The 18,989-nt window shown below is 73.2% G+C and carries 21 protein-coding genes and 1 pseudogene; 10 read left to right on the top strand and 12 right to left on the bottom strand.

Annotated elements, in window-relative coordinates:
• Window positions 1-519 precede the first annotated feature (519 nt).
• Both AB0P06_RS28735 and AB0P06_RS28730 read left to right on the top strand, forming a co-directional pair.
• A complete protein-coding gene (locus AB0P06_RS28735) occupies window positions 520-906 on the top strand; it encodes a helix-turn-helix domain-containing protein (RefSeq protein ID WP_363612333.1) in 387 nt (128 codons plus the stop codon).
• Between the two features lie 31 nt (window positions 907-937).
• Window positions 938-2,160, top strand: a protein-coding gene (locus AB0P06_RS28730) for an IS3 family transposase (RefSeq protein WP_363612331.1) whose coding sequence is annotated in 2 segments (ribosomal slippage) — window positions 938-1,199 and window positions 1,199-2,160 — 1,224 coding nt in all. Because the reading frame shifts where the segments join, the coding sequence is not laid out codon by codon here.
• Between the two features lie 30 nt (window positions 2,161-2,190).
• Here the strand turns inward: AB0P06_RS28730 and AB0P06_RS28725 are convergent.
• Window positions 2,191-2,415, bottom strand: a complete 225-nt coding sequence (locus tag AB0P06_RS28725) for a hypothetical protein (RefSeq protein ID WP_363612329.1) — start codon at window positions 2,413-2,415, stop codon at window positions 2,191-2,193.
• Between the two features lie 338 nt (window positions 2,416-2,753).
• Here AB0P06_RS28725 and AB0P06_RS28720 point away from each other — a divergent pair, with 338 nt between their 5' ends.
• Together AB0P06_RS28720 and AB0P06_RS28715 are read left to right on the top strand one after the other, a co-directional pair.
• Window positions 2,754-3,086: a hypothetical protein gene (locus AB0P06_RS28720; RefSeq protein WP_363612327.1), complete on the top strand. Its 333-nt coding sequence runs from the start codon at window positions 2,754-2,756 to the stop codon at window positions 3,084-3,086.
• Window positions 3,087-3,271: 185 nt separating this feature from the next.
• Window positions 3,272-3,856: pseudogene (locus tag AB0P06_RS28715) on the top strand (transposase); the annotation flags it as partial.
• A gap of 231 nt (window positions 3,857-4,087) precedes the next feature.
• Here AB0P06_RS28715 and AB0P06_RS28710 read toward each other — a convergent pair.
• Entirely contained in the window at window positions 4,088-4,897 is an 810-nt protein-coding gene (locus AB0P06_RS28710) for a DUF4389 domain-containing protein (RefSeq protein WP_363612325.1), read from the bottom strand.
• Window positions 4,898-5,275: 378 nt separating this feature from the next.
• Here AB0P06_RS28710 and AB0P06_RS28705 point away from each other — a divergent pair, with 378 nt between their 5' ends.
• The 5 genes from AB0P06_RS28705 (at window position 5,276) to AB0P06_RS28685 (ending at window position 9,807) form a co-directional block, all read left to right on the top strand.
• On the top strand, window positions 5,276-5,668 hold the full coding sequence (locus tag AB0P06_RS28705; RefSeq protein ID WP_363612323.1) for a hypothetical protein: 393 nt from the start codon (window positions 5,276-5,278) through the stop codon (window positions 5,666-5,668).
• A complete protein-coding gene (locus AB0P06_RS28700; protein WP_363612321.1) occupies window positions 5,665-7,527 on the top strand; it encodes a GMC family oxidoreductase in 1,863 nt (620 codons plus the stop codon). The genes AB0P06_RS28705 and AB0P06_RS28700 overlap by 4 nt, the downstream gene beginning before the upstream one ends.
• Window positions 7,524-8,369, top strand: coding sequence for a hypothetical protein (locus tag AB0P06_RS28695; RefSeq protein WP_363612319.1), 846 nt, complete (start codon window positions 7,524-7,526; stop codon window positions 8,367-8,369). Before AB0P06_RS28700 ends, AB0P06_RS28695 begins: the two co-directional genes overlap by 4 nt.
• Before the next feature lie 218 nt (window positions 8,370-8,587).
• Window positions 8,588-9,262 (top strand): DUF402 domain-containing protein, encoded by a 675-nt coding sequence (locus AB0P06_RS28690; protein ID WP_363612317.1) that lies wholly within the window; start codon window positions 8,588-8,590, stop codon window positions 9,260-9,262.
• Window positions 9,263-9,360: 98 nt separating this feature from the next.
• A complete protein-coding gene (locus AB0P06_RS28685; protein WP_363612315.1) occupies window positions 9,361-9,807 on the top strand; it encodes a hypothetical protein in 447 nt (148 codons plus the stop codon).
• On the opposite strand, the gene AB0P06_RS28680 is transcribed toward AB0P06_RS28685, so the two are convergent.
• From AB0P06_RS28680 to AB0P06_RS28650, 7 genes are all read right to left on the bottom strand, one after another.
• On the bottom strand, window positions 9,773-10,825 hold the full coding sequence (locus AB0P06_RS28680) for a bile acid:sodium symporter family protein (protein ID WP_363612337.1): 1,053 nt from the start codon (window positions 10,823-10,825) through the stop codon (window positions 9,773-9,775). The genes AB0P06_RS28685 and AB0P06_RS28680 overlap by 35 nt on opposite strands.
• A gap of 161 nt (window positions 10,826-10,986) precedes the next feature.
• Window positions 10,987-11,265, bottom strand: a complete 279-nt coding sequence (locus AB0P06_RS28675) for a hypothetical protein (RefSeq protein ID WP_363612313.1) — start codon at window positions 11,263-11,265, stop codon at window positions 10,987-10,989.
• A gap of 92 nt (window positions 11,266-11,357) precedes the next feature.
• On the bottom strand, window positions 11,358-12,236 hold the full coding sequence (locus AB0P06_RS28670; RefSeq protein ID WP_363612311.1) for an isocitrate lyase/PEP mutase family protein: 879 nt from the start codon (window positions 12,234-12,236) through the stop codon (window positions 11,358-11,360).
• Window positions 12,237-12,621: 385 nt separating this feature from the next.
• A complete protein-coding gene (locus AB0P06_RS28665; RefSeq protein ID WP_363612309.1) occupies window positions 12,622-13,245 on the bottom strand; it encodes a hypothetical protein in 624 nt (207 codons plus the stop codon).
• A 105-nt stretch (window positions 13,246-13,350) separates the two neighbouring features.
• Window positions 13,351-14,226: a class I SAM-dependent methyltransferase gene (locus AB0P06_RS28660; protein ID WP_363612307.1), complete on the bottom strand. Its 876-nt coding sequence runs from the start codon at window positions 14,224-14,226 to the stop codon at window positions 13,351-13,353.
• 156 nt (window positions 14,227-14,382) lie between these two features.
• A complete protein-coding gene (locus AB0P06_RS28655; protein ID WP_363612305.1) occupies window positions 14,383-15,774 on the bottom strand; it encodes an MFS transporter in 1,392 nt (463 codons plus the stop codon).
• A complete protein-coding gene (locus AB0P06_RS28650; protein WP_363612302.1) occupies window positions 15,771-16,361 on the bottom strand; it encodes a TetR/AcrR family transcriptional regulator in 591 nt (196 codons plus the stop codon). The genes AB0P06_RS28655 and AB0P06_RS28650 overlap by 4 nt, the downstream gene beginning before the upstream one ends.
• Before the next feature lie 92 nt (window positions 16,362-16,453).
• Between AB0P06_RS28650 and AB0P06_RS28645 the strand changes: the two genes are divergently transcribed.
• Complete coding sequence (locus AB0P06_RS28645) at window positions 16,454-16,621, top strand: hypothetical protein (protein WP_363612300.1); 168 nt, start codon at window positions 16,454-16,456, stop codon at window positions 16,619-16,621.
• A gap of 68 nt (window positions 16,622-16,689) precedes the next feature.
• Here the strand turns inward: AB0P06_RS28645 and AB0P06_RS28640 are convergent, their stop codons facing one another.
• From AB0P06_RS28640 to AB0P06_RS28630, 3 genes are all read right to left on the bottom strand, one after another.
• On the bottom strand, window positions 16,690-17,952 hold the full coding sequence (locus AB0P06_RS28640; RefSeq protein WP_363612297.1) for a cation:proton antiporter: 1,263 nt from the start codon (window positions 17,950-17,952) through the stop codon (window positions 16,690-16,692).
• 4 nt (window positions 17,953-17,956) lie between these two features.
• A complete protein-coding gene (locus tag AB0P06_RS28635; RefSeq protein WP_363612295.1) occupies window positions 17,957-18,442 on the bottom strand; it encodes a TrkA C-terminal domain-containing protein in 486 nt (161 codons plus the stop codon).
• A 364-nt stretch (window positions 18,443-18,806) separates the two neighbouring features.
• Complete coding sequence (locus AB0P06_RS28630) at window positions 18,807-18,983, bottom strand: antitoxin (RefSeq protein ID WP_363612293.1); 177 nt, start codon at window positions 18,981-18,983, stop codon at window positions 18,807-18,809.
• Window positions 18,984-18,989: the final 6 nt, after the last annotated feature.

Here is an 18,989-nt window from a genome sequence, read left to right as displayed (position 1 = left end):
GCTACCTCGCCGGCCTTCACCTCCGCGGCGCAATGATCTGGATCAAGGACCTCACCCGAACCCATTGATCACGACCGAATACGCGGCCTAGGGCGGCACGCCGGCGCCTCCGCCGTACTCCCACGTGGTCTCGCACTCGCAGTACGAGCAGTGCGAGGCGGCATGGAACGTCAACTACTGGTCCGGCGGCGTGGCCTTCGCCACCACCCAGTGGAACCTCTGTATGAGCGCCCCGAGCTGACCTGACCCCCGCGGACAGCCCCGGCCGGATCGGGGGCGGGGCTGTCCGCGGCCCGGTCGCCGGGCGTCCGTCCGGGCAGAGAATCGGCCCGGACGGACACAGACGGCCCGCCGTCCGACCGAACTGTCGAACCGTCAGGCATGATGCGGCCTCGTACCGAATTGGTACAGACCACATGCGGTTCGCTGTGGTAGAACCTCAACTCTGCTCCGCGGGAGGCCCCGTGGCGCGGTGCGCCCGCCCCGCCGCACCCGCCGACCGAAGCTGGAGTCGATGTGATGGCCGCCGACCAGGAACCGGGCACGGAGACCTTCCTGACCACCGAGGGCAGCGTGTTCACCGCGCAGGACCTCTCCCGAGCCCTGCCGCTGTACCGGCTCACCACCCTGCAGTACGACGTGTGGCACACCGTGCTGGGGGAGATGACCGACGGCGGCTTCGTCACCCTCACCCTTGACGACATCGCGGAGCGGCTGGGAACCAGCAAGAGCAACATCTCGCCGGCGCTCAACCGGCTCGCCGAGCTCGGCCTGCTGTGGCGGATCTCCAACGGGCTGCACCGGATCAACCCGCGGATCGCCTTCAAGGGCTCCCAGGAAGAGTGGATCGAGGCCCTGGAGGAGGTGCCGGCCGATGTCCCAGAGGTCATCCTGCCCAGCTACTGAGCTTTGCCCCGCGACGTGGACACCCTGACACTTGGATCTTGTAGATCCAGGAAGGGAAGTCCAGACGGGATGTCCGTCGAAGTACTCGGACGAGTTCCGCCGTGATGCCGTCGCGCTGTACCGGGCCTCGGAGGGCCGGCGCACGTTCGCGGCGGTGGCGAAGGAGATCGGGGTCAACCATGAGACCCTGCGGAACTGGGTGCGCGCTGCCGATACCGAGCCGGCGTCGGCCGGGCAGATGCTGAACGCCGAGGAGCGGGCCGAGCTCGCGCGGCTTCGCACGGCCGAGCGCGAGTGGCAGGTCGAGAAGGAGATCCTGCGCCGGGCAGCCGCGTATTTCGCACGGGAGATGAAGTGAGGGCCCGCCGCTGGGACTTCATCTCCGCCCACGCCGCCGAGTTCGGTGTCCAGCGGTTGTGCGAGATCCTGGGCGTCGCCCGATCCGGTTACTACGCCTGGCGGGCCGGTGCTCGGGCGCGTGCCGACCGGGCGGCGGCGGAGGCCGCGCTGGTGGGTGAGATCCGCGAGGTCCACCGGGAGACGCGGGGCGCCTACGGGGTTCCGAGGGTGCGGGCGGAACTGCGGGCCCAAGGTCGGGTGGTCAACCGCAAGCGGATAGCCCGCCTGATGCGTGAGCACGGCATCATCGGCCGTCACCTGCGCAAACGCTGCCGAACCCTCGTCCAGGACAGGAGCGTGCCGCCGGCGCCGGACCTGGTCGGACGGGACTTCACTGCGGGCGGGCCCGATGTCCGGTGGGTTGGCGACATCACATATCTACCGGTCGGCGGCTCGTGGATGTACCTGGCCACCGTCATCGACCTGCACTCGCGCCGGCTCGTGGGCTGGTCGATGGCCGACCACATGTGTATTCGGCTGGTCGCTGACGTCCTGAAGGCCGCGGTGGCGACCTGCGGCGGCCTGGTCGACGGCGTGATCTTCCACTCGGACAGAGGCTCTCAATACGGCTCGGCCGAGTTCGCGGGACTCTGCCGGTGCCACGGGATCCGGCGGAGCATGGGGAAGGTCGGCTCCAGCTACGACAACGCCGCGGCGGAGAGCTTCTTCGCCTCGCTGAAGCGGGAGTTGATGCACGGGGCCCGATGGGCCAGCCAGCATCAGGCGAGGCTGGAGGTGTTCCGCTGGGTTTCCTTCTGCAACCTCCGCCGTCGCCACTCCACGCTCGGCTACCTCAGCCCGGTCCAGTTCGAACAGCAGACAGCGGCGTCCCGTAGGATCACCCTCGCCGCATGAAACCCCGGTGTCCACCTCCCGGGGGAAGGCTCAGTCGGCGACCTGGCCCGCCGCTGGGCCCAGGCCAACGGCCAGCCCAACGAACCGGTCGACCGCGACGGGCCCTGCAAATGCCTCGACGCCGCCCCCGACCACCGCCACCCGCCACTCACCGACGACGACCTGGTCGCCCGGCTCCTCACCGACGCCGACCTGGTCCTCGCCTTCACCGACAACCGGGCCCTGGACGCGCAGATCGCCGACGCCGCCGGGCACGCCCGCATCCCCGTCAGGAGGTTCACCGCATGACCAGCACCACCCAGGAGCCCGGCGGCGCCGACCTCGCCCGCACCGCCCTGCGCGCCGCCCGCCCCAACGGGGACCGAGCGCGACCACCGCCCCACGGTCGAGGACGAGCAGGCCCTGGCCGAAGCCGCCCGAGCCCGCGACCTTCTTGCACGCCACCGTGCCGCCCAGGCCGTCGCCCGCGGCCATGCCGTCCCGCTGCGCACCGCCCGCCAGTCGCAGCCCGGCGCCGTGCGCGGTGCCGCGTGAGGACGCCGACCGCCCGGCCGATGCCGAGTAGCCTCACACCCAACGAGAGGAGCGCCGCCATGAGTCAGCCCGCGCACGACGGAGTCGAGCTTATTCCCAGGCCCGAGCAGAACCCGGCCGCTCTCAAGGCCGCCCTGGCCGTGGTCGCCGCGGACCGCCTCCCGGAGATGATCGACGGGCAGACCAAGGCCATGGCCGAAGCCATCACCACGGGCAGCGTCCAGCCGATCCGCTCGTTCGTCGACCGCTGGGCCACCGTTGTCGAGATCGAACGGCACCCGGCCACCGCGCAGGCCTACCACCGGGCGAACTACCTCGCCAACCACGCCACCACCATCGCCGAGTGCCGTCAGCACGCCACCACCATCGCCGAGCTCTACCGCGCCGCCTAGCCGGCGGTGACCGGATGACCTGGAGCTGGGAGTACCTCCCCAGCCCGGAGCACGTCACCGCCGGCGCCCCGGCCGACTTCCTCGCCGCCGTCGAACACCGGGCCAACGAACTCGCCCGGGCCGCCGCAGCGCTCTACCTCGACGGCACCTCCTACCAGGGCAGCGGCGAACCGATGCGCTACCTCTACACCGACCCGGGCAAGCCCCGCATCGCCTGGAACGACGAGCAGGCCCGCGCCGACCTGGTCGACGCCCTGGTCCGTGACGCGCTCAACCTGCTCGGCCGCCTGCCCGAACGGCAGCTGGACGAGAAGGCCGCGGACGCGGTCGGGCTGCTGGCCCTGGTCGCCGGCCAGGACATGGAGGTCACCGACGGCTCCGACAGGCGCGACGGACGCTGGCGCATCGCCCGCGGCACCGTCCACGACCGGGTGGTCTCCACCGTCGATCCCGAGGCCCGCCACACCCACAAGAACCGAACCCGCTACCAGGACGACTTCCGCGCCCACGGCGCCTTCGAACCCGAGACCGGCCTGCTCACCGAGGTCGAGCTCACCGCCGGCACCGGCGCCGAGAACCACGAGGCCGCCGTCGCCCGGACTCTCCTCGCCGACGGGACCGGGGACCTGACCGTCCTCGGCGACACCGCCTACGGCACCGGCGACCTGCGCGAAACCCTCGAAACCGACGGCCACACCCTGATCATCAAACCGCCACCACCGCGACCCGCCGTCCCCGGCGGCTTCACCGCCGACGACTTCCACGTCGACACCGCCAAAGGCGAGGTGACCTGCCCCGTCGGCCACAGATGGAGGGGCACCCTCACCCGGGACACCCCTCCACCAACAAGATCTTCAGGAGACTTCTAGGCCTCCGGACGGATCGCGGGCCGGAACGCCGGAGAGGGCGCCGGACGGATCGCAAGACGGACCGGCGGACCGGCCGGACCCGACGGGATGGTCGGGGCCGGCCGGTCCGCCGGAGGTGTGATCCCGGGGCCGTTACCGTGCGGTGCCGGCCGCACCGGGCACGAGCGGCCCGGTGACCTGCTCGATGTCGTGACTGTCGTCCTCGTCCGAGGTGACGGCGGTGGTGATCGAGCCGGTGGCCCAGGAGATCAGCCCGATCAGGAGGAACGCCACCAGCAGCCCGCGCCCGCCGCCGCTCAGCACCAGCGGCCGGGTCGCCGACACCGGGCCGCCCGGTACCGAGCCCGGCTCGTCGCCGAAGAGCCGCTTGGGGTAGGCGGAGGAGACAAGCAGCAGATACGCCATGAACCGCATCCGGTAGCGCAGGATCGCCGCCGTCGCCTCGAAGAGCGGCAGCGGCATCCGGCCCATGATCAGCACCACCAGCCAGCCGAAGAACGCGACCGTCCACCACCCGGCGTACAGCAGGCTCTGGACGATCATCGCCGGGACGGCCAGGACCAGCCGGAAGAACACCGCGAGCCGGTTCAGCTCACCGGGCCGCAGTTCCACCCGCACCGGATACTCCGGGGTGTGGAACCGGAACGGCGGATAGCGGTCCACGGTGAGCAGCAGATACGCGTTCACCCGGGTTTCGTACGGGACGTAGTTGGTGAGGTAGACCGCGGCGAAGCCGGGCAGCCGGCCCAGTACCAGTGCGACGAACCAGCCGGCCACGGCGACGAAGAACGCCACCACCGACAGCACCCACACCACCACGAACTGCGGGATCAGCAGCAGGACGCGCACCAGCACGGTCAGCCGGTTCTGCGGGGCCGGGGCGGGCATGTCCAGCACCGGCAGCCACTCGTTCTCGACGGGGGCGGGGGGAGCCTGCCACATCCGGGCCTCCAGGTGTCGACACAACGCGGACGCGGCGGTGGGCGCACCGCGTGCTCCGAAGATCGCAGCCGGGCAGCATCACCGCGCGCTGCGCTGGGCCGAGCGGGGGACATCCGGGGCTCAGGGCCGTGGGCACCCGGAGGGTACGGGACCGAGCGGCGCGGGCGTGGCGCTACCGATCGGTTGGCTGATCGCATTCCGTTCATGGTCAGACATGGATCGGTCAAAAGAGTTCCAAGGAGGGGCACTTCCCGACATCGGGCCTGGCGCCACCGAAGCGGGAGGCAGGATCGCAGCGGCGGTCGGCCACGTCGTGCCACGTCCAGTCATGGAGTGGCATGTCCTGGCCACACAGCGATCACTGTGGGGGTGCCCGTTTTGCCAGCGACCGACGACCTCTTCGAGCCGGCCGACCACGCCGGCCCGGGCGATCTCCCGGACCCGGAGGACCTCGCCGACCGGACCGACCTCTCCGACTTCGACGAGTTCCTCAGGATCTCCGCCGGGCTGACCGGCTTCGACGAGACCGAGCTGCGGGCGACCGGCATGGCCCATGAACACCACCGCACCACGCTGGCCCACCGAGTCCGCGACGAGCACGCCCTCATCCACCTCTGGTACGTCGGAGCCTGGCCCAACGAGGCACCGTCCTCGGCCCGCGCCCACGACGAGGGCCTGATGTGGCGCACCTTCCACGGCACCCCGCCCGGCGCCGCCGCACCCGGCTACGGCAGCTGGGCCGAGGCCCCGCGCGGTGGTGGCGACCGGTGAGCGCGCGCTGGGACGCCATCGTGGTCGGCGCGGGCTTCGCCGGATCGCTCGTCGCCCAACGCCTCGGCGCGCAGGGCTGGCGGGTCCTCGTGCTGGAGGCCGGCCGACCCGCCGACAGCGCCGCCGCCACCGCGACGGCGTACCGCGCCGCAGCCGGGGGCACACCCACCTCCCCGTACCCGCACAGCGCGGACGCCCCGTCCCCCGACGTCGGCGACCTCACCGGGCTCCCGGACGGCGGCTTCACCGCCACCGGCTACCTCGTCCAGCGCGGACCGCTGCCCTACGCCAGCGGGTACCTGCGGGCCAACGGCGGCACCGGCCTGCTCTGGACCGGACTCGCACCGCGCATGCATCCCGAGGACCTGCGCACCGCCGACCTCGGGCACGGCCGCAACTGGCCGATCACCTACCGCGACCTCGAACCGTACTACCGCCGGGCCGAACGGGAGCTCGGCGTCGCCGCCGACGCCGACCGGCAGCGCGAGGCCGTCGGACTGCCCATCCCCGACGACTACGCCTTCCCGATGCGCGCCATCGCGCCGAGCTACCTCGACCGCCGCCTCGCCGACGCCCTCGACGGCCGCACCGTCCGCGACCCCGCCGTGGCCGACCCCGCCACGCTCACCGTCACGGCCACCCCGCACGCCCGCAACGGTCTGCCCACCGAGCCCGGGCGCCCGGGCCGCCCGCTCGGCAGCCCCTGTGCGGGCAGCGCCAGCTGTGTCCCCGTCTGCCCGACCGACGCCAAGTACACCCCGCTGCGCACCCAGGCCCGCTGGGCGCCCACCGTCCGGCTGCGCACCGAGGCGGTGGTCAGCCGGGTGCTGGCCGACGGCACCGGCCGGGTCACCGGCGTCGAGTACCTGTCCGGCGGTGCCGCCCACCGGGTGGAGGCGGAGCTGGTCGTGCTCGCCGCCCACGCGATCGAGAACGCCAAGCTGCTCCTGCTCTCCGGCCTGGCCAACCGCAGCGACCAGGTCGGCCGCAATCTGATGGACCACCCGGTGCTGCTCACCTGGGGCCTGATGCCCCGGCCCGTCGGCCCGTACCGCGGGCCGGGTTCGACCAGTGGGCTGGAGGCCTTCCGCTTCGGGGCGCCCCGCCTGCTCCGCGCGCCGTTCCGGATCGAGATCGGCAACTGGGGCTGGTCCTGGGCCGCCGGACCGCCGCAGACGGAGGTCACGGCGCTCCTGGGCGCGGGACTGCGCGGCAAGGAGCTCCGCGACCGGCTGGGCGACCGGCTCGGCCGACAGTTCTCGCTCCAGTTCGAACTGGAACAGCCCGCCGACCCGGCCAACCGGGTCACCCTCGACCCGTCGCTGCGGGACGGCCTCGGCCTTCCGCGCCCGGTGCTCGACTACGACCTCTCCGCGTACGTGCGGCGGGGGATGGCCTCCGCCCGGGCCGTCTCCGACCAGCTGTTCGCCCTCCTCGGCGCCGAGGACCACACCCGCTACGAAGCGGGCCCGCAGTGGCCGGGCCGGCTGGAGTTCGAGGGCCGCCCCTACGCCTACCGGGGCGCGGGCCACGCGGGCGGCACCCATGTCATGGGCGACTCGCCCGTGAACTCCGTCGTCGACCAGTGGCAGCGGTGCTGGGACCACCCCAACCTGTATGCCGTCGGCTGCGGTTCCATGCCCTCGCTCGGCACCTCCAACCCGTCACTCACCATGGCGGCGCTCGCGCTGCGCAGCGCCGACCGGATCCACCGCGACCTGCTGGCGCTGCGCCGCCCGGTGACCCTTCCCGCCACCCGGCCGCCGGGGCCTGTCTCCGCGTCCGTCTCCGGGCCGGCGCCGTCCCCCCTGCCCGCGCCGTCCACCCCGCCCGCCGAAACCATTCGGGAGTCCTCATGACCGTCGGCCTTCCGCTCCCGCCCGTGCCGGAGCCCTACCATCTGCCCTTCCACTACGGTGCCCTGCACAACATCGGCGTCGACTACCTGGTCGAGCCCGAGCCGGTGCGCGAACTGCTCGGCAAGCGGCACCCCGGGCTGGCCGCCGCCGAGTTCGACGGCATGGCCTGCGTCTCGCTCAACTACCAGCTCTACTTCGCGCACTACCCGGGCGGCGGCGGGATCACCCAGGAGGTGGAGATCAACGTCATCGCCCACCCGCTGTTCAGCGGCGACCGGGTGCCCGTGCTCAACTACGGCCAGTACGCCCGGGGGTACGACCAGACCAAACTGCTGGGCATCGCCCGGCTGCACGTCCTGTGCGACAACCCGCTCGCCATCGACGCGGGCACCAGGCTGTACGCCGAGCCCAAGTACCCCGGCTGGTTCGAGACGGTGATGCCCTCGCTCAACGCGCCGTCCGTCCGCGAGCGCTGGTCGGTCTCCTGCCGTCGGGCCTCGCTCGGGCCGGACGGCCTGCGGCGCCACGACGAGGAACTGTTCGCCGTCGAGGCGGACCTGGTGGGCCTGACTCCCGAACCGGTCAGCAACACGCCGATCACCGGCTACGGCACCGACGAGGAGGGCACCCTGCTGGCCGGCCCGCTCAACGTCCACCAGCCCTACCGCTACTACGCCCTCGACGACCGCACCGCCGAGCGGGTCCGCCTCGCCCTCGGCAGCCCGGCAGAGGAGGCCGCCCGCGACCTCGCCCGGCTCATCGCCGACGCCCCGGCCGCAGGGGTGTGGACCTACCAGTCCGCGCCGGTCGCCGCCCACAACCGTCCCTATTACGTTCGCTGACCGGGAAACGCCCGCCGCCCGCCGCTCGCACCCCCGGGCGGCGCGCGGACGGGCAGCGGCGGGCAACGGACGCACCCGGACGACCGCGCGTCACACCCCGACCCGGGGACATACCACCGCCGAGGGAGACGTCAACCCCACCGCCGAGCGGCCCCCCGATCGACTGATGCGCCGACGGGGCCGGCCCCGCGGCGCCCAGGCGCTGCCAGACTGCCGACATGACGGCCAACTCCGAGAAACCCTTCGAGCCGGGTGCCACCGCCATCCGGCGGGACATCATGCACGGCAAGGTGTGGACGGCGATGCCGCTGCGCACCCTCGCCGACACCGGCGACACCCTCGCCCTCGCCGCCTGGCCGGGCATCGAGAGCCTCGCGCCGACCACCTGGATCACCTCGCTGCGCACCGGTGACGAGGCGGTGCGCAAACAGGGGATCGCCGATCTCGCCGCCGGCCGCTGGGAACTCGGTCGCTGGGTCTGGCGCGACACCACCGTGCTCAGCTGCTACACAGCCGGCGAGTACTTCAGCGTGCACCGCTTCCTCGACGAGCAGGGCCGGCCGCTCCGCTGGTACGTCAACTTCGAACTGCCCCACCGGCGGACCGCCATCGGCATCGACACCTTCGATCTCTTTCTGGACCTGGTGGCCGCCCCCGACCTCTCCACGCACGCCTGGAAGGACGAGGACGAGTATGCGCAGGCGAGGCGGCTCGGGCTGATCGACGACGCGCACCACCGACTGGTGGACCAGGCCCGCGACCGCGCCCTTGGCCTGCTGCGGCGGCGGCAGGGCCCGTTCGCGCCTGCCGGTTCCACCTGGACGCCACCGCCCCTCTTCCCGCTGCCCACCCTGCCCGACACCGCGCTCTCGGCGCCGCCCGCCCGGCCCTGACCCGCCCCCTGGTGCCCGCCCCTGGTGAGGGGGCCGACCAGTTCTCCGCCCTCCGGGGTGGGCACCGGCGGGCGGAGTTGCTACGGTGGCCCGCCGGTATGGATGATCTCGAAGCTCTCGACCACCTGCACGACGGCGGGGACTACCGCCGCCTCGCCGAACGCACGGCCAACCCCGTGGTGCTGCGCGAACTCGCCCGTTGTGGGTACCCGTTCGTCTGGCACGCGATCGCGGCGAACCCGGCCACCCCGGGAGATGTCCTCGCCGGACTGGCCGATCGCCGGCACACCCCGTGGAACGACAACCGGCTGCTTCTGCTGCTCGCCGAACACCCCGCGACCGTGGGCGAGGCCCTGGACCGCGTGTACGACGCCGTCACCCGGCAACTCGCCGCCGGTCACCGTCCCTACGCGGCGGTACTGGCCCTGGCCCGGCGCCCCGACCTGCCGGGGGACCGGGCCAGGGGGCTGGGGCCGCTGCCCGGGGCCTCGGCCCGTCTTCGCCGCGGAATCACCCGGGAGCTTGCCGCACGCCCGGGTGGCTGACCCGGGCCCGCTGGTCGGCGGGCGTCGCCGGTGGCCCGGGCGCGGCCGGGTCGGCTTCGGGCGGCAACCCGGGAACGGCCCTGTCCGGCCCCGCCTCGTCGGGAGCCCTGGACCAGCGGCCTGCGAGCAGAGTGCCGGCCACCAGCTGAAGCTGGTGGTATGCCATCAGCGGCAGTACCAGCAGGCCGGCCTGCGGTCCGAACAGCACGGTGGCCATCGGCAGACCGTTCGCCAGGCTCTTCTGGGAGCCGCAGAGGACGGCCGCGATTCCGGACGCCCGGTCGAGCCCCAGCAGACGTGAACCGAGGTGGGCGAAGGCCAGGGCGGCGGCGAGGAGCGCGAGCAGCACGGCCAGCAGCCCGAGCAGGGCGGCGGGCGTGGCAAGGCTCCAGATGCCCTGGGCCATCGCCGCGCTGAACGCGGTGTAGACGACGAGCAAGATCGAGCCCCGGTCCACCGGAGTGAGCAGCCGTTTGTGCCGGGTGAGGGATCTGCCGATCCGCGGGCGCAGCAACTGCCCGGCCAGGAAAGGTGCCAGCAACTGCCCGCCGATCCGCAGCAGGCCGTCCGCGGACAGCGCGGTGTGCGAGCCCAGCAGCCAGGCGGCCAGCAGCGGGGTGAGGACCAGGCCGGCCAGACTGGAGTAGGTGCCCGCACAGATGGCCGCCGGGACATTGCCCCGGGCGGCGCCGGTGAGCGCCACCGAGGACTGCACCGTGGAGGGCACCAGACAGAGGAAGAGCACACCGGTCTGCAACTGCGCGGTCAGCGGAAACGGTGTCAGCACGGCGGTGGCGAGCCCGAGCAGGGGGAAGAGGACGAAGGTGCAGGCGAGCACCAGCCCGTGCAGCCTCAGATGGCGGAGCCCGTTCAAGGTCTCCCGGGCGGAGAGCCGGGCGCCGTAGAGGAAGAAGAGCAGCCCGATCGCGAGGTCGCAGGAGAGCTCGGCCGCCCGGGCGGCCGAACCGGTGGCGGGCAGCAGCGCCGCGAGGGCGACGGTGCCCGCGAGCGCCGCCATGTAGGGGTCGAGGCCGCGCAACCGGAGCCGTGGACCGGGCCGATCCCGGTCATCCCGGTCATCCGGGCCAGACGGCGCGGCCGCCCCGGGCGGGCCCGAGGGATCGGGTTCGGAGCAACCGGGGCCGGGTGGCGGCGGGCCGTGCCTCGGAAGCCCACCGCTCATCCGCCGCTCCCTGTCGTCGAGCCGGCCGTCCCGGAGCCCAGCAGGCCGCCCACCAGGGCGTTGGCGCCGTCGTGGTCGCTCCCCGCCGTCCCGCTGCCGGTCTGGAGGTTGGCCGTCCGGTCGACCTCCAGCACCGAGTCGGCGTGCGAGTTGTCGAGCACCGTGATCAGGCTGCCCTCCGCCGACGCGGGCACCGCACCGCAGACGAGTACCGCACAGACCCCGGCCAGCCCGGCGGCCGCCGCCCGCCACCGGGCCACCGCCCACCTCGCCACCGGCTCCGCCCCTGCTCCCGGCTCGGGCCCCGGCCCCAGCCCTGCCTTCGGCGGATCCGGATGGTTCGGCGCGGGCCCGGGCAGCGAGGCCGTCACGCCGTCACCGTCTCGCGCGGGCGGGCGATGTTCCGCTCCAGCAGTTCGGTGGACTCGCGCACCCCCACCTGGCGGCTCTCCCCGGCGGCGGCCGGCAGCCGGCCGTCGGCCACCTTCAGGCCGGCCAGCGCCTCGTCCATGGCGCGGTGCGCCGCGAAGAGGCACGGCGTGCTGTAGATCGCGACATCCACCCCGAGGTCGCTCAGCTCGGACAGCGAGAGCCGGGGCGACTTCCCGCCGGCGATCTGGTTGAACAGCAGCGGTTTGCCGTTGACGACCTGACGGATCCGCCGGATCCACTCCTCGCTGCGTACCCCGTCGACCAGGACGACGTCCGCGTCGGTGGCCGCCAGGGCCTCGGCGCGCTCCAGGATGTCGCCCTCCTCGGTGGCGTCCGTCCGGGCCACCACGACGAGGTCGCTGCGGTTGGCGAGGACGAGGTCCAGCTTCTCCAGGTACTCGCCGAGCGGGAGCACCTGCTTGCCGTCCGCATGGCCGCAGCGGCGTGGCCGTTTCTGGTCCTCCAGGATGACGCCCGAGGCGCCGATGCGTTCGAGTCGGCGCACCACGTGGCAGGCGACCTCGGGATCGACGTAGCCGTCGTCGATGTCGACCAGCAGATGGTGCCGGGGGAAGGCACCGCGCAGCCGCTCGACGAAGGCCACCATGTCGGGCCAGGCGATGAAGCCGATGTCCGGCAGGCCGTAGTAGGACGCCGCGAAGCCGAAGCCCGAGACGAACATGCCGTTGTAGTGCTCGGCCGCGATGGACGCCGAGTACATGTCGTAGACGCCGATGAGAGGGGTCGCCCCGGGCCTCGCGATCTCCTCGCGGAGCCGCTGTCCATAGCCCGAAGCCGTGTTTTCGTGCAGCAACGCCTTCTCCTCGCTTGTCAGGGAGGCGTCGTGCGGAGGGCCACCGCATCGGCTGCCGACAGGGCCGCCACCCCGCGCGACGCCACGGGACTTTGCCTGGACTTGGCCATATCTAGGACCAACTGAGGCGTAATCACTATGTGGCCTTTAATGTTCCGTGGGCAAATCTTTAAGCGAAGTTCCCTCGCAAGGGTGAATCCAGTCGGATCAATAGGAATGAAATATCAATAGCTGTGGCGCGCGGAGAGCGGCGAGATCCCGGTGGCTTCGGAGACCGGCGCGCAGCCGTGGCGGGGGCATCGGTGCCCGGGCGAGGGCGCGGTCGCAGGCCCGGGGGAGAGCGGACCGCGGTGGTCGGGAAGCGTCCGGGCGGCGGGCCCCGAGGTCACCGCAGCAGGGTGAACACCAGCGCGCAGACGCCGCCGAGTGCCGTTCCGGCCGCGACCTGGGCCGGGGTGTGGGCCCTCAGCGCCAGCCGCGACCAGCCCACCGCCGCCGGGACGGCCGCCGCGAACGGCAGCAGCGCCGGGCCGAACACCAGCACCAGGATCATCGCGGCGCCCCCGGCCACCGCGTTGTGCAGCGAGACCTGCCACCAGACCGTCACCGCCAGCGCCGACAGCAGGCCGCCGAGCATGGCGACGACCAGTGCGCAGACCTCCGCCGGGGCGTGCAGCGCGTACAGCAGTGCCACCCCCGCCAGCACCGACAGCAGGCTCGCCGCCAGCGGCACGACGCGCTGGCGGCGGATCCGGACGTGTTTGTCGGTCAGCGTGCCGCGCCGGACCCCCAGCGCGATGATCCCGATGGGTACCACCCCGCAGAACGAAGCCGCCAGCAGCCCCCACCCGGCGCCCGACCAGCCATCGGCGCTGTGGGCGCCGACGAGCAGGAGCAGAGCTATGACGAGATGGGCCGGCGCCAGGACGTCGGTGACGATCCGCGCGCCCTTCTCGCGGGGCGAGGCGACCGCGAAAAGCGGCGGCTCCGGCGGGACGAACGTGCTCATCGGGGCAGCCCGGAGGCTATGGGCGAGACGGTGGCGCGGCGCATGGCGACAGCGTACTGACCCCGGCCGGGAGCCGGATCCGGGGCCGGACCGCCCGGTCCGTGTTCAGCCGGTCCGGACCGCCTCGGCCGCGCGGCGGCTGCGCAGCGCCTGGAGCACCCGCCGGGTCGCCCTGGTGGCGACCGGCGGCAGCAGGTCCAGCGCCAGCCGGCGCGAGGCCGACCGGGGCTGCGTCCCGGCCGGCCGCACCGGGCGCTTCAGCCGCAGGACCCGGGCGTCGGCGATGCTGTCCTCGTCCAGGGAGTAGCCCTCGGACCGCCAGTCCCGGCTGAGCAGGACCCGCTGTGCGGCCTCCGCGTCCCCCCAGGTCCCGTAGAACTTCATCGGGGTGAGCAGCACCGGGCGCAGCCCGCCGGTGAACACGGCCTGCCAGACCGCGGCCGAGACGCCCGGGGTGTGCTCGGAACGGTAGTCGTCGAGCACCACCAGGCCGTCCTCGGCCAGCGCGGCCCGGGCCACCCCGATGTCCCCGGCCACGTGCTCGTACAGGTGCGAGGCGTCGACATGGACGAAGCGACAACTGCCCGCCGGGATCCGCCCGTCGGCCAGCGCAGAGGTGGGCGCCTGCACGATCACCGGCAACCGGGCGTGGAACGCCAGGTAGTTGGCCTCGAAGGCGCTCCTGGTCAGGGTCTTGCGGTAGGACATCGTCATCTCGGCGGCGTTGTCGGCGTCGCCGGCCTCGGAGTCGAACAGGTCGCATACGGTCAGCTGCTCGCCGGGCTTGAGGTGGTCGCCGAGGAGTACGGCGCTGCGGCCGAGATAGGTGCCGAGTTCGAGGATGTCGCCGGTGCGGCCGGCCTCGTTCTGGGCGGAGAGGAAGTGGCCGAAGGCCTCCTGGTCGACGTTGAAGAACCAGCCCGGGATGCCGTCCCGCGTCAGGCGCGGCGGGTGGACGGTACTGGTGGCGGCAGCGGGCATGAGGGCCTCCAGAGGGTGCGGGCGTGGCCCGGCGGACGGTTCACGCCCTGGCGACACCATGGTGTGAGGCGGATCATCATAGCGACGGTTCCGCCCGGTTGCGCCAGGTCCGGAAGGCCGCAATTCCGGTCACCCCTCGCACCGTTCCGGGGGCTCTCAGGCGCGGCCCCGGACGGCCTCGGGCCGGGCCGGAACGCCGGCCCCCGACGGGCCGGGGAGGGCGGCGGCGAGCACGGTGCCCAGGGCCGCGACGACGGCCAGGGTGAGGACGGCCGGGCCGAGCGCGGTGGTGAGCGGCGCGTGGCCGGCCAGCGTGGTCGCGGCGGCGACCCCGACGGCGGGGCCGATGTTCAGGGCGGTCTGCTGGAGGCCGCCGGCGACTCCGGCATGGGTCGCGGCCGCCTCGCGGACGACGACGGCGGTCGCGGTGACCATCACCGTCCCGAAGCCGGCGCCCAGCAGCAGGAAGCAGCCGCCGATCGCGACGGCGCCGGAGGACTCGTCCAGCCCGGACGTCAGCAGCGCGCCCAGGGAGATCAGCGCCATCCCCGGGACTGCGGCGCGCCGCGCTCCCTGACGCTTCATCAGAACCGTGGAGGCGGGGGCGGCGAGCACCATGGCCACGGCGAGCGGCAGCGCCCGGAGGGCGCTCGCCAGCGGGTCGAGGGCGAGCACGTCCTGCAGGAAGTAGGTCCCCAGAAAGAGCGTGCCGAAGATCGCCGTCGAGGCCGTCAGCAGGACGCCGAGGGCGGCGGTGACCGTCACCGACCCGAGCACGGCCGGCGGCAGCAACGGGTGGGCGGCGCGCCGTTCGTGCCGGGCGAGGGCGAGACCGAGCGCCACGGTGACGAGCAGCCCGAGCCCGGTGGCGGTGGTCCAGCCCCGCTCCGGTATCCCGACCAGCGTGTGGACCAGGCAGACGAGTGTGACCGCGAGCAGTCCGGCGCCCGGCAGGTCGAGCCCGGCGGCGCGGCCGTCCGAGGGCGGCCGCGGCAGCCGTACGGCGAGCGCCGACAGGCCGACCGCGAGGGCCGGACCGACGGTCAGGAAGAAGACGGCGCGCCAGCCCAGTTGGGCGGTCAGCGCGCCGCCGACCAGCGGACCGGCCGCGGCCGCCAGGCCGATCGCACTGGTCCGCAGTGCGATCGGCATCGCGAGCCGGTCGGCCGGGTAGGCCGCGCGGAGCATGCCGAGGGTGGCCGGTTGCAGCAGCGCGCCGGCCGCGCCCTGGGCGACGCGCAGGCCGACGACCCAGCCGATGCCGGGCGCGAGGCCGATCCCGGCCGACGTGGCGGCGAAGCCCAACGCGCCGATGGCGAAGACGCGTTGATGGCCGTAGCGGTCTCCGAGCCGGCCGGCGAAGACCAGCAGGCTCGCCACCGCGATCAGGTAGGCGGTGCTGGTCCACTGCACCGCTCCGAGGGAGGCGTGCAGGTCGCGCTGCATGCTGGGCTGGGCGACGGTGAGTACCGTCCCGTCCACGGCGACGATCACGGCGCCGGTGATGCTGCCGGTGAGGACGAGGCCCCGGCGGCCGACCCGGTTCACCGGGGCTCCGGGCCGAGGTGGGCGTCCAGGGCGGCCCGCAGCAGCGGCTCGATGTCGTCGGCGCCGGTGGCCAGCCGCAGACTGCCCCAGGTGCGGAGCTGGGCGAGGCCGTGCAGGTTCGCCCAGAGCGCGGTGGCGACGGCCGCCGGCGCCCCGCCGGACGGTGGCCGGACCTCGGCGACCAGGCGGGTGAAGGTCTCGAAGAGCGGCAGGGTGGTCCGCCGCAGGTCCGCACCGCTGCCTTCCAGGAGGTCGTGGCGGAACATCAGCTCGAACATGCCGGGGTCGGCGGCCGCGAAGCCGAGATAGGCGCGGCAGAGCGCGGCGAGCCGGGTGCGCGGGCCGGCCCCGGGGCCCGCCTGGGCGTCGGCGGCGGCCAGGGCGGCGGCCAGTTCACCGAAGCCGTGTCCGGCGATGGCGGCGAGGAGTTCGCGGTGGGTGGGGAAGTGGCGGCGGGGGGCGCCGTGCGAGACCCCGGCCCGGCGGGCGATCTCGCGCAGGGTGAGCGCGTGGACGCCCTCGCCGGCCAGTAGCTCGACCCCGGCCGTCACCAGACGTGCGCGAAGACCCCTGTCCTGATCGTTCATGGACACTGTCTACCAGCGCGCCGTAGACAGTGTCTATCCGCGGGTGCGCACCGGTCGGTGCCGGGGGAGCCGGACGGGGGATTATCGGCGGTATGGACGAAGGCGGCGAGCCGGCCTGCTGGCCGGACCGGGTGTGCGAGGAGTGCGGGCGGCTGCGCGAGCGGCCCGGGCCCGGCCGGTGCGAGCAGTGCGGCGCGGAGCCCCCGACGGGCCGGAAGGATCACAAGAACCCGGACGAGCAGGACGGCCGGAAGAGCTGAGGGCGTCTCCTGCGGATCCTGCCGGGTGTGCGACGGGATCCGCAGGAGACGCCCTGGCCTGCTGGGGGTCAGCGCGGCAGGCTGTTGACCTGTTCCTCGTGGGCGAGCTCCGGCTGCTCGGGGATCAGCCCCGGCGGCACGTCCGCGACGGTGGCCGGCGCCGGGCGGCCGCGCCGGCGCAGCGCGCCCAGCCGCTCCACGGCGGGCTGGGTGTACCGGGCCGCGAGCGGGCCGGTGACCACCAGGATCAGGACGTACGCGGTGGCGAACGGCCCGAGTTCGGGTTCGATGCCCGCGGTCACGGCCAGCCCGGCGATGACGATCGAGAACTCGCCGCGGGAGACCAGCGCCCCGCCGGCCCGCCAGCGGCCGCGTTCGGCGATTCCGGCGCGGCGGGCGGCCCAGTATCCGGTGGCGACCTTGGTGAGCGCGGTGACCACGGCCAGCAGCAGGGCCGGCAGCAGCACGGGCGGGATGCTGGCGGGGTTGGTGCTGAGCCCGAAGAAGACGAAGAAGACCGCGGCGAAGAGGTCCCGCAGCGGGCTGAGCAGGGTGTGCGCACCCTCGGCGGCCTCGCCGGAGAGGGCGATGCCGACCAGGAAGGCCCCGACCGCGGCCGAGACCTGGAGCTGTTGCGCGATGCCCGCGACCAGCAGGGTGAGCCCGAGGACGACCAGCAGCAGCTTCTCCGGGTCGTCGTGGGAGACGAACTTCGAGATCAGCCGCCCGTAGCGGAGCGCGATGAACAGCACCGCGCCGGCCGTGGCGAGGGCGATGGCCAGGGTGATCGAGCCCGCGAGCAGCCCGGCCCCGGCCAGCAGGGCGGTGAGGATGGGCAGGTAGACGGCCATCGCCAGGTCCTCCAGCACCAGGATGCTGAGGATCACCGGTGTCTCCCGGTTGCCGAGCCGTCCGAGGTCGCCGAGTACCTTGGCGATCACCCCGGACGAGGAGATCCAGGTGACCCCCGCCAGCACCACGGCCGCGACCGGCCCCCAGCCGAGCAGCAGGGCCGCCGCCGCGCCGGGCAGCGCGTTGAGGACGAAGTCCACAGCGCCTGCCGGGTACTGGGCCTTGAGGTTGGTCACCAGATCGGCGGCCGTGTACTCCAGGCCCAGCATCAGCAACAGCAGGACGACGCCGATCTCCGCGCCGGTGGCGACGAACTCCTCACTGGCGCTGAGCGGCAGCAGTCCGCCCTGTCCGAAGGCCAGTCCGCCGAGCAGGTAGAGCGGGATGGGGGAGAAGCCGTAGCGGCCGGCTATTCGGCCGAGCAGGCCGAGGACCAGGATGACCGAACCGAGTTCGATGAAAACGCTCGCGGTGTGCATCCGATCACTCCCTGCCCAGAATCGCGGCGGCGGCGTCCACGCCCTCGCGGGTACCGATGACGATCAGGATGTCCCCGCCGGCCAGCCGGAAGTCCGGCGCGGGGGAGGGGACGGCATCGGTGCGGCGCAGCACCGCGACGATGGAGGCGCCGGTGGCGGTCCGCATCTGGGTCTCGCCGAGCAGCCGGCCGTTCCAGTGCGAGGTGCCGCTGACCGGGATGCGCTCGGCCACCAGGCCGAGGTCGGTGGTGTGCAGCAGGCCCGGGCTGTGGTGGGCCGGGGTCAGGGCGTCCACCAGGGCGGCGGACTCATCGGCGGTCAGCCGGAACGCCTGGGAGCAGGCGTCGGGGTCGTCGGACCGGTAGACGTTGAGGCTCCGTGAGCCGTCCCGGTGCGCGATGACCGACAGGTGCCGCTGTTCTCGGGTCGTCAGGTCGTACTGGACGCCGACACCGGGCAGGGTGGTGGTCCGGACACGGGGGATCGACACGGCGGCTGTCCTCTCGTCAGGGCTTCCAACGGCGTGCGCGACTGCGCCGGAACAGGGGCCGGCCTGGCGGGCGGTGCGGGGGTGACCTGCGCCGCTCCACGTGCGGCACGCGGAAGCGCTACCGCCAATAGTAATGAGTATGTAAAGTCCGCCGGTGGCCGGGGACGCCGACGGCGTGGCGAGCACCCCGGAGAAGGGGCTCGGCGGCCCGGGGATCGGCCGGGATGCGGAGCCCCGGAAGCGCGGGTCCCGAGACATGCGGCACCCCGGTCCGGATCGGGCGTCGGACCGGGGTGCGGGGTCCACGGGGCGGTCGGACCGCTCCGGCGGGCTGTCGGGCCCGCGAATGGCGCGAGGCCGAGGGCTACTGGGGCGGCTGGTCGCGGAACTGGTCCTTGAGCTTCTCCTGGGCGGTGTCCACCTGCCCGCTGTACTTGCCCTGGGTACGCTCGTCGATCATGTCGCCGCCCTTGTCTACGCCCTTCTCGGCCTGGCTTTCGTGGCCCTTCAGCATCTGCTTGATCTTCTCGATCATGGACATGCGGTC

This window comes from Kitasatospora sp. NPDC088351 (assembly GCF_040685575.1).
GTDB lineage: Bacteria > Actinomycetota > Actinomycetes > Streptomycetales > Streptomycetaceae > Kitasatospora.
Note: the sequence above shows the minus strand (reverse complement) of the source record. Positions and strands in the feature narration are given on the sequence as shown.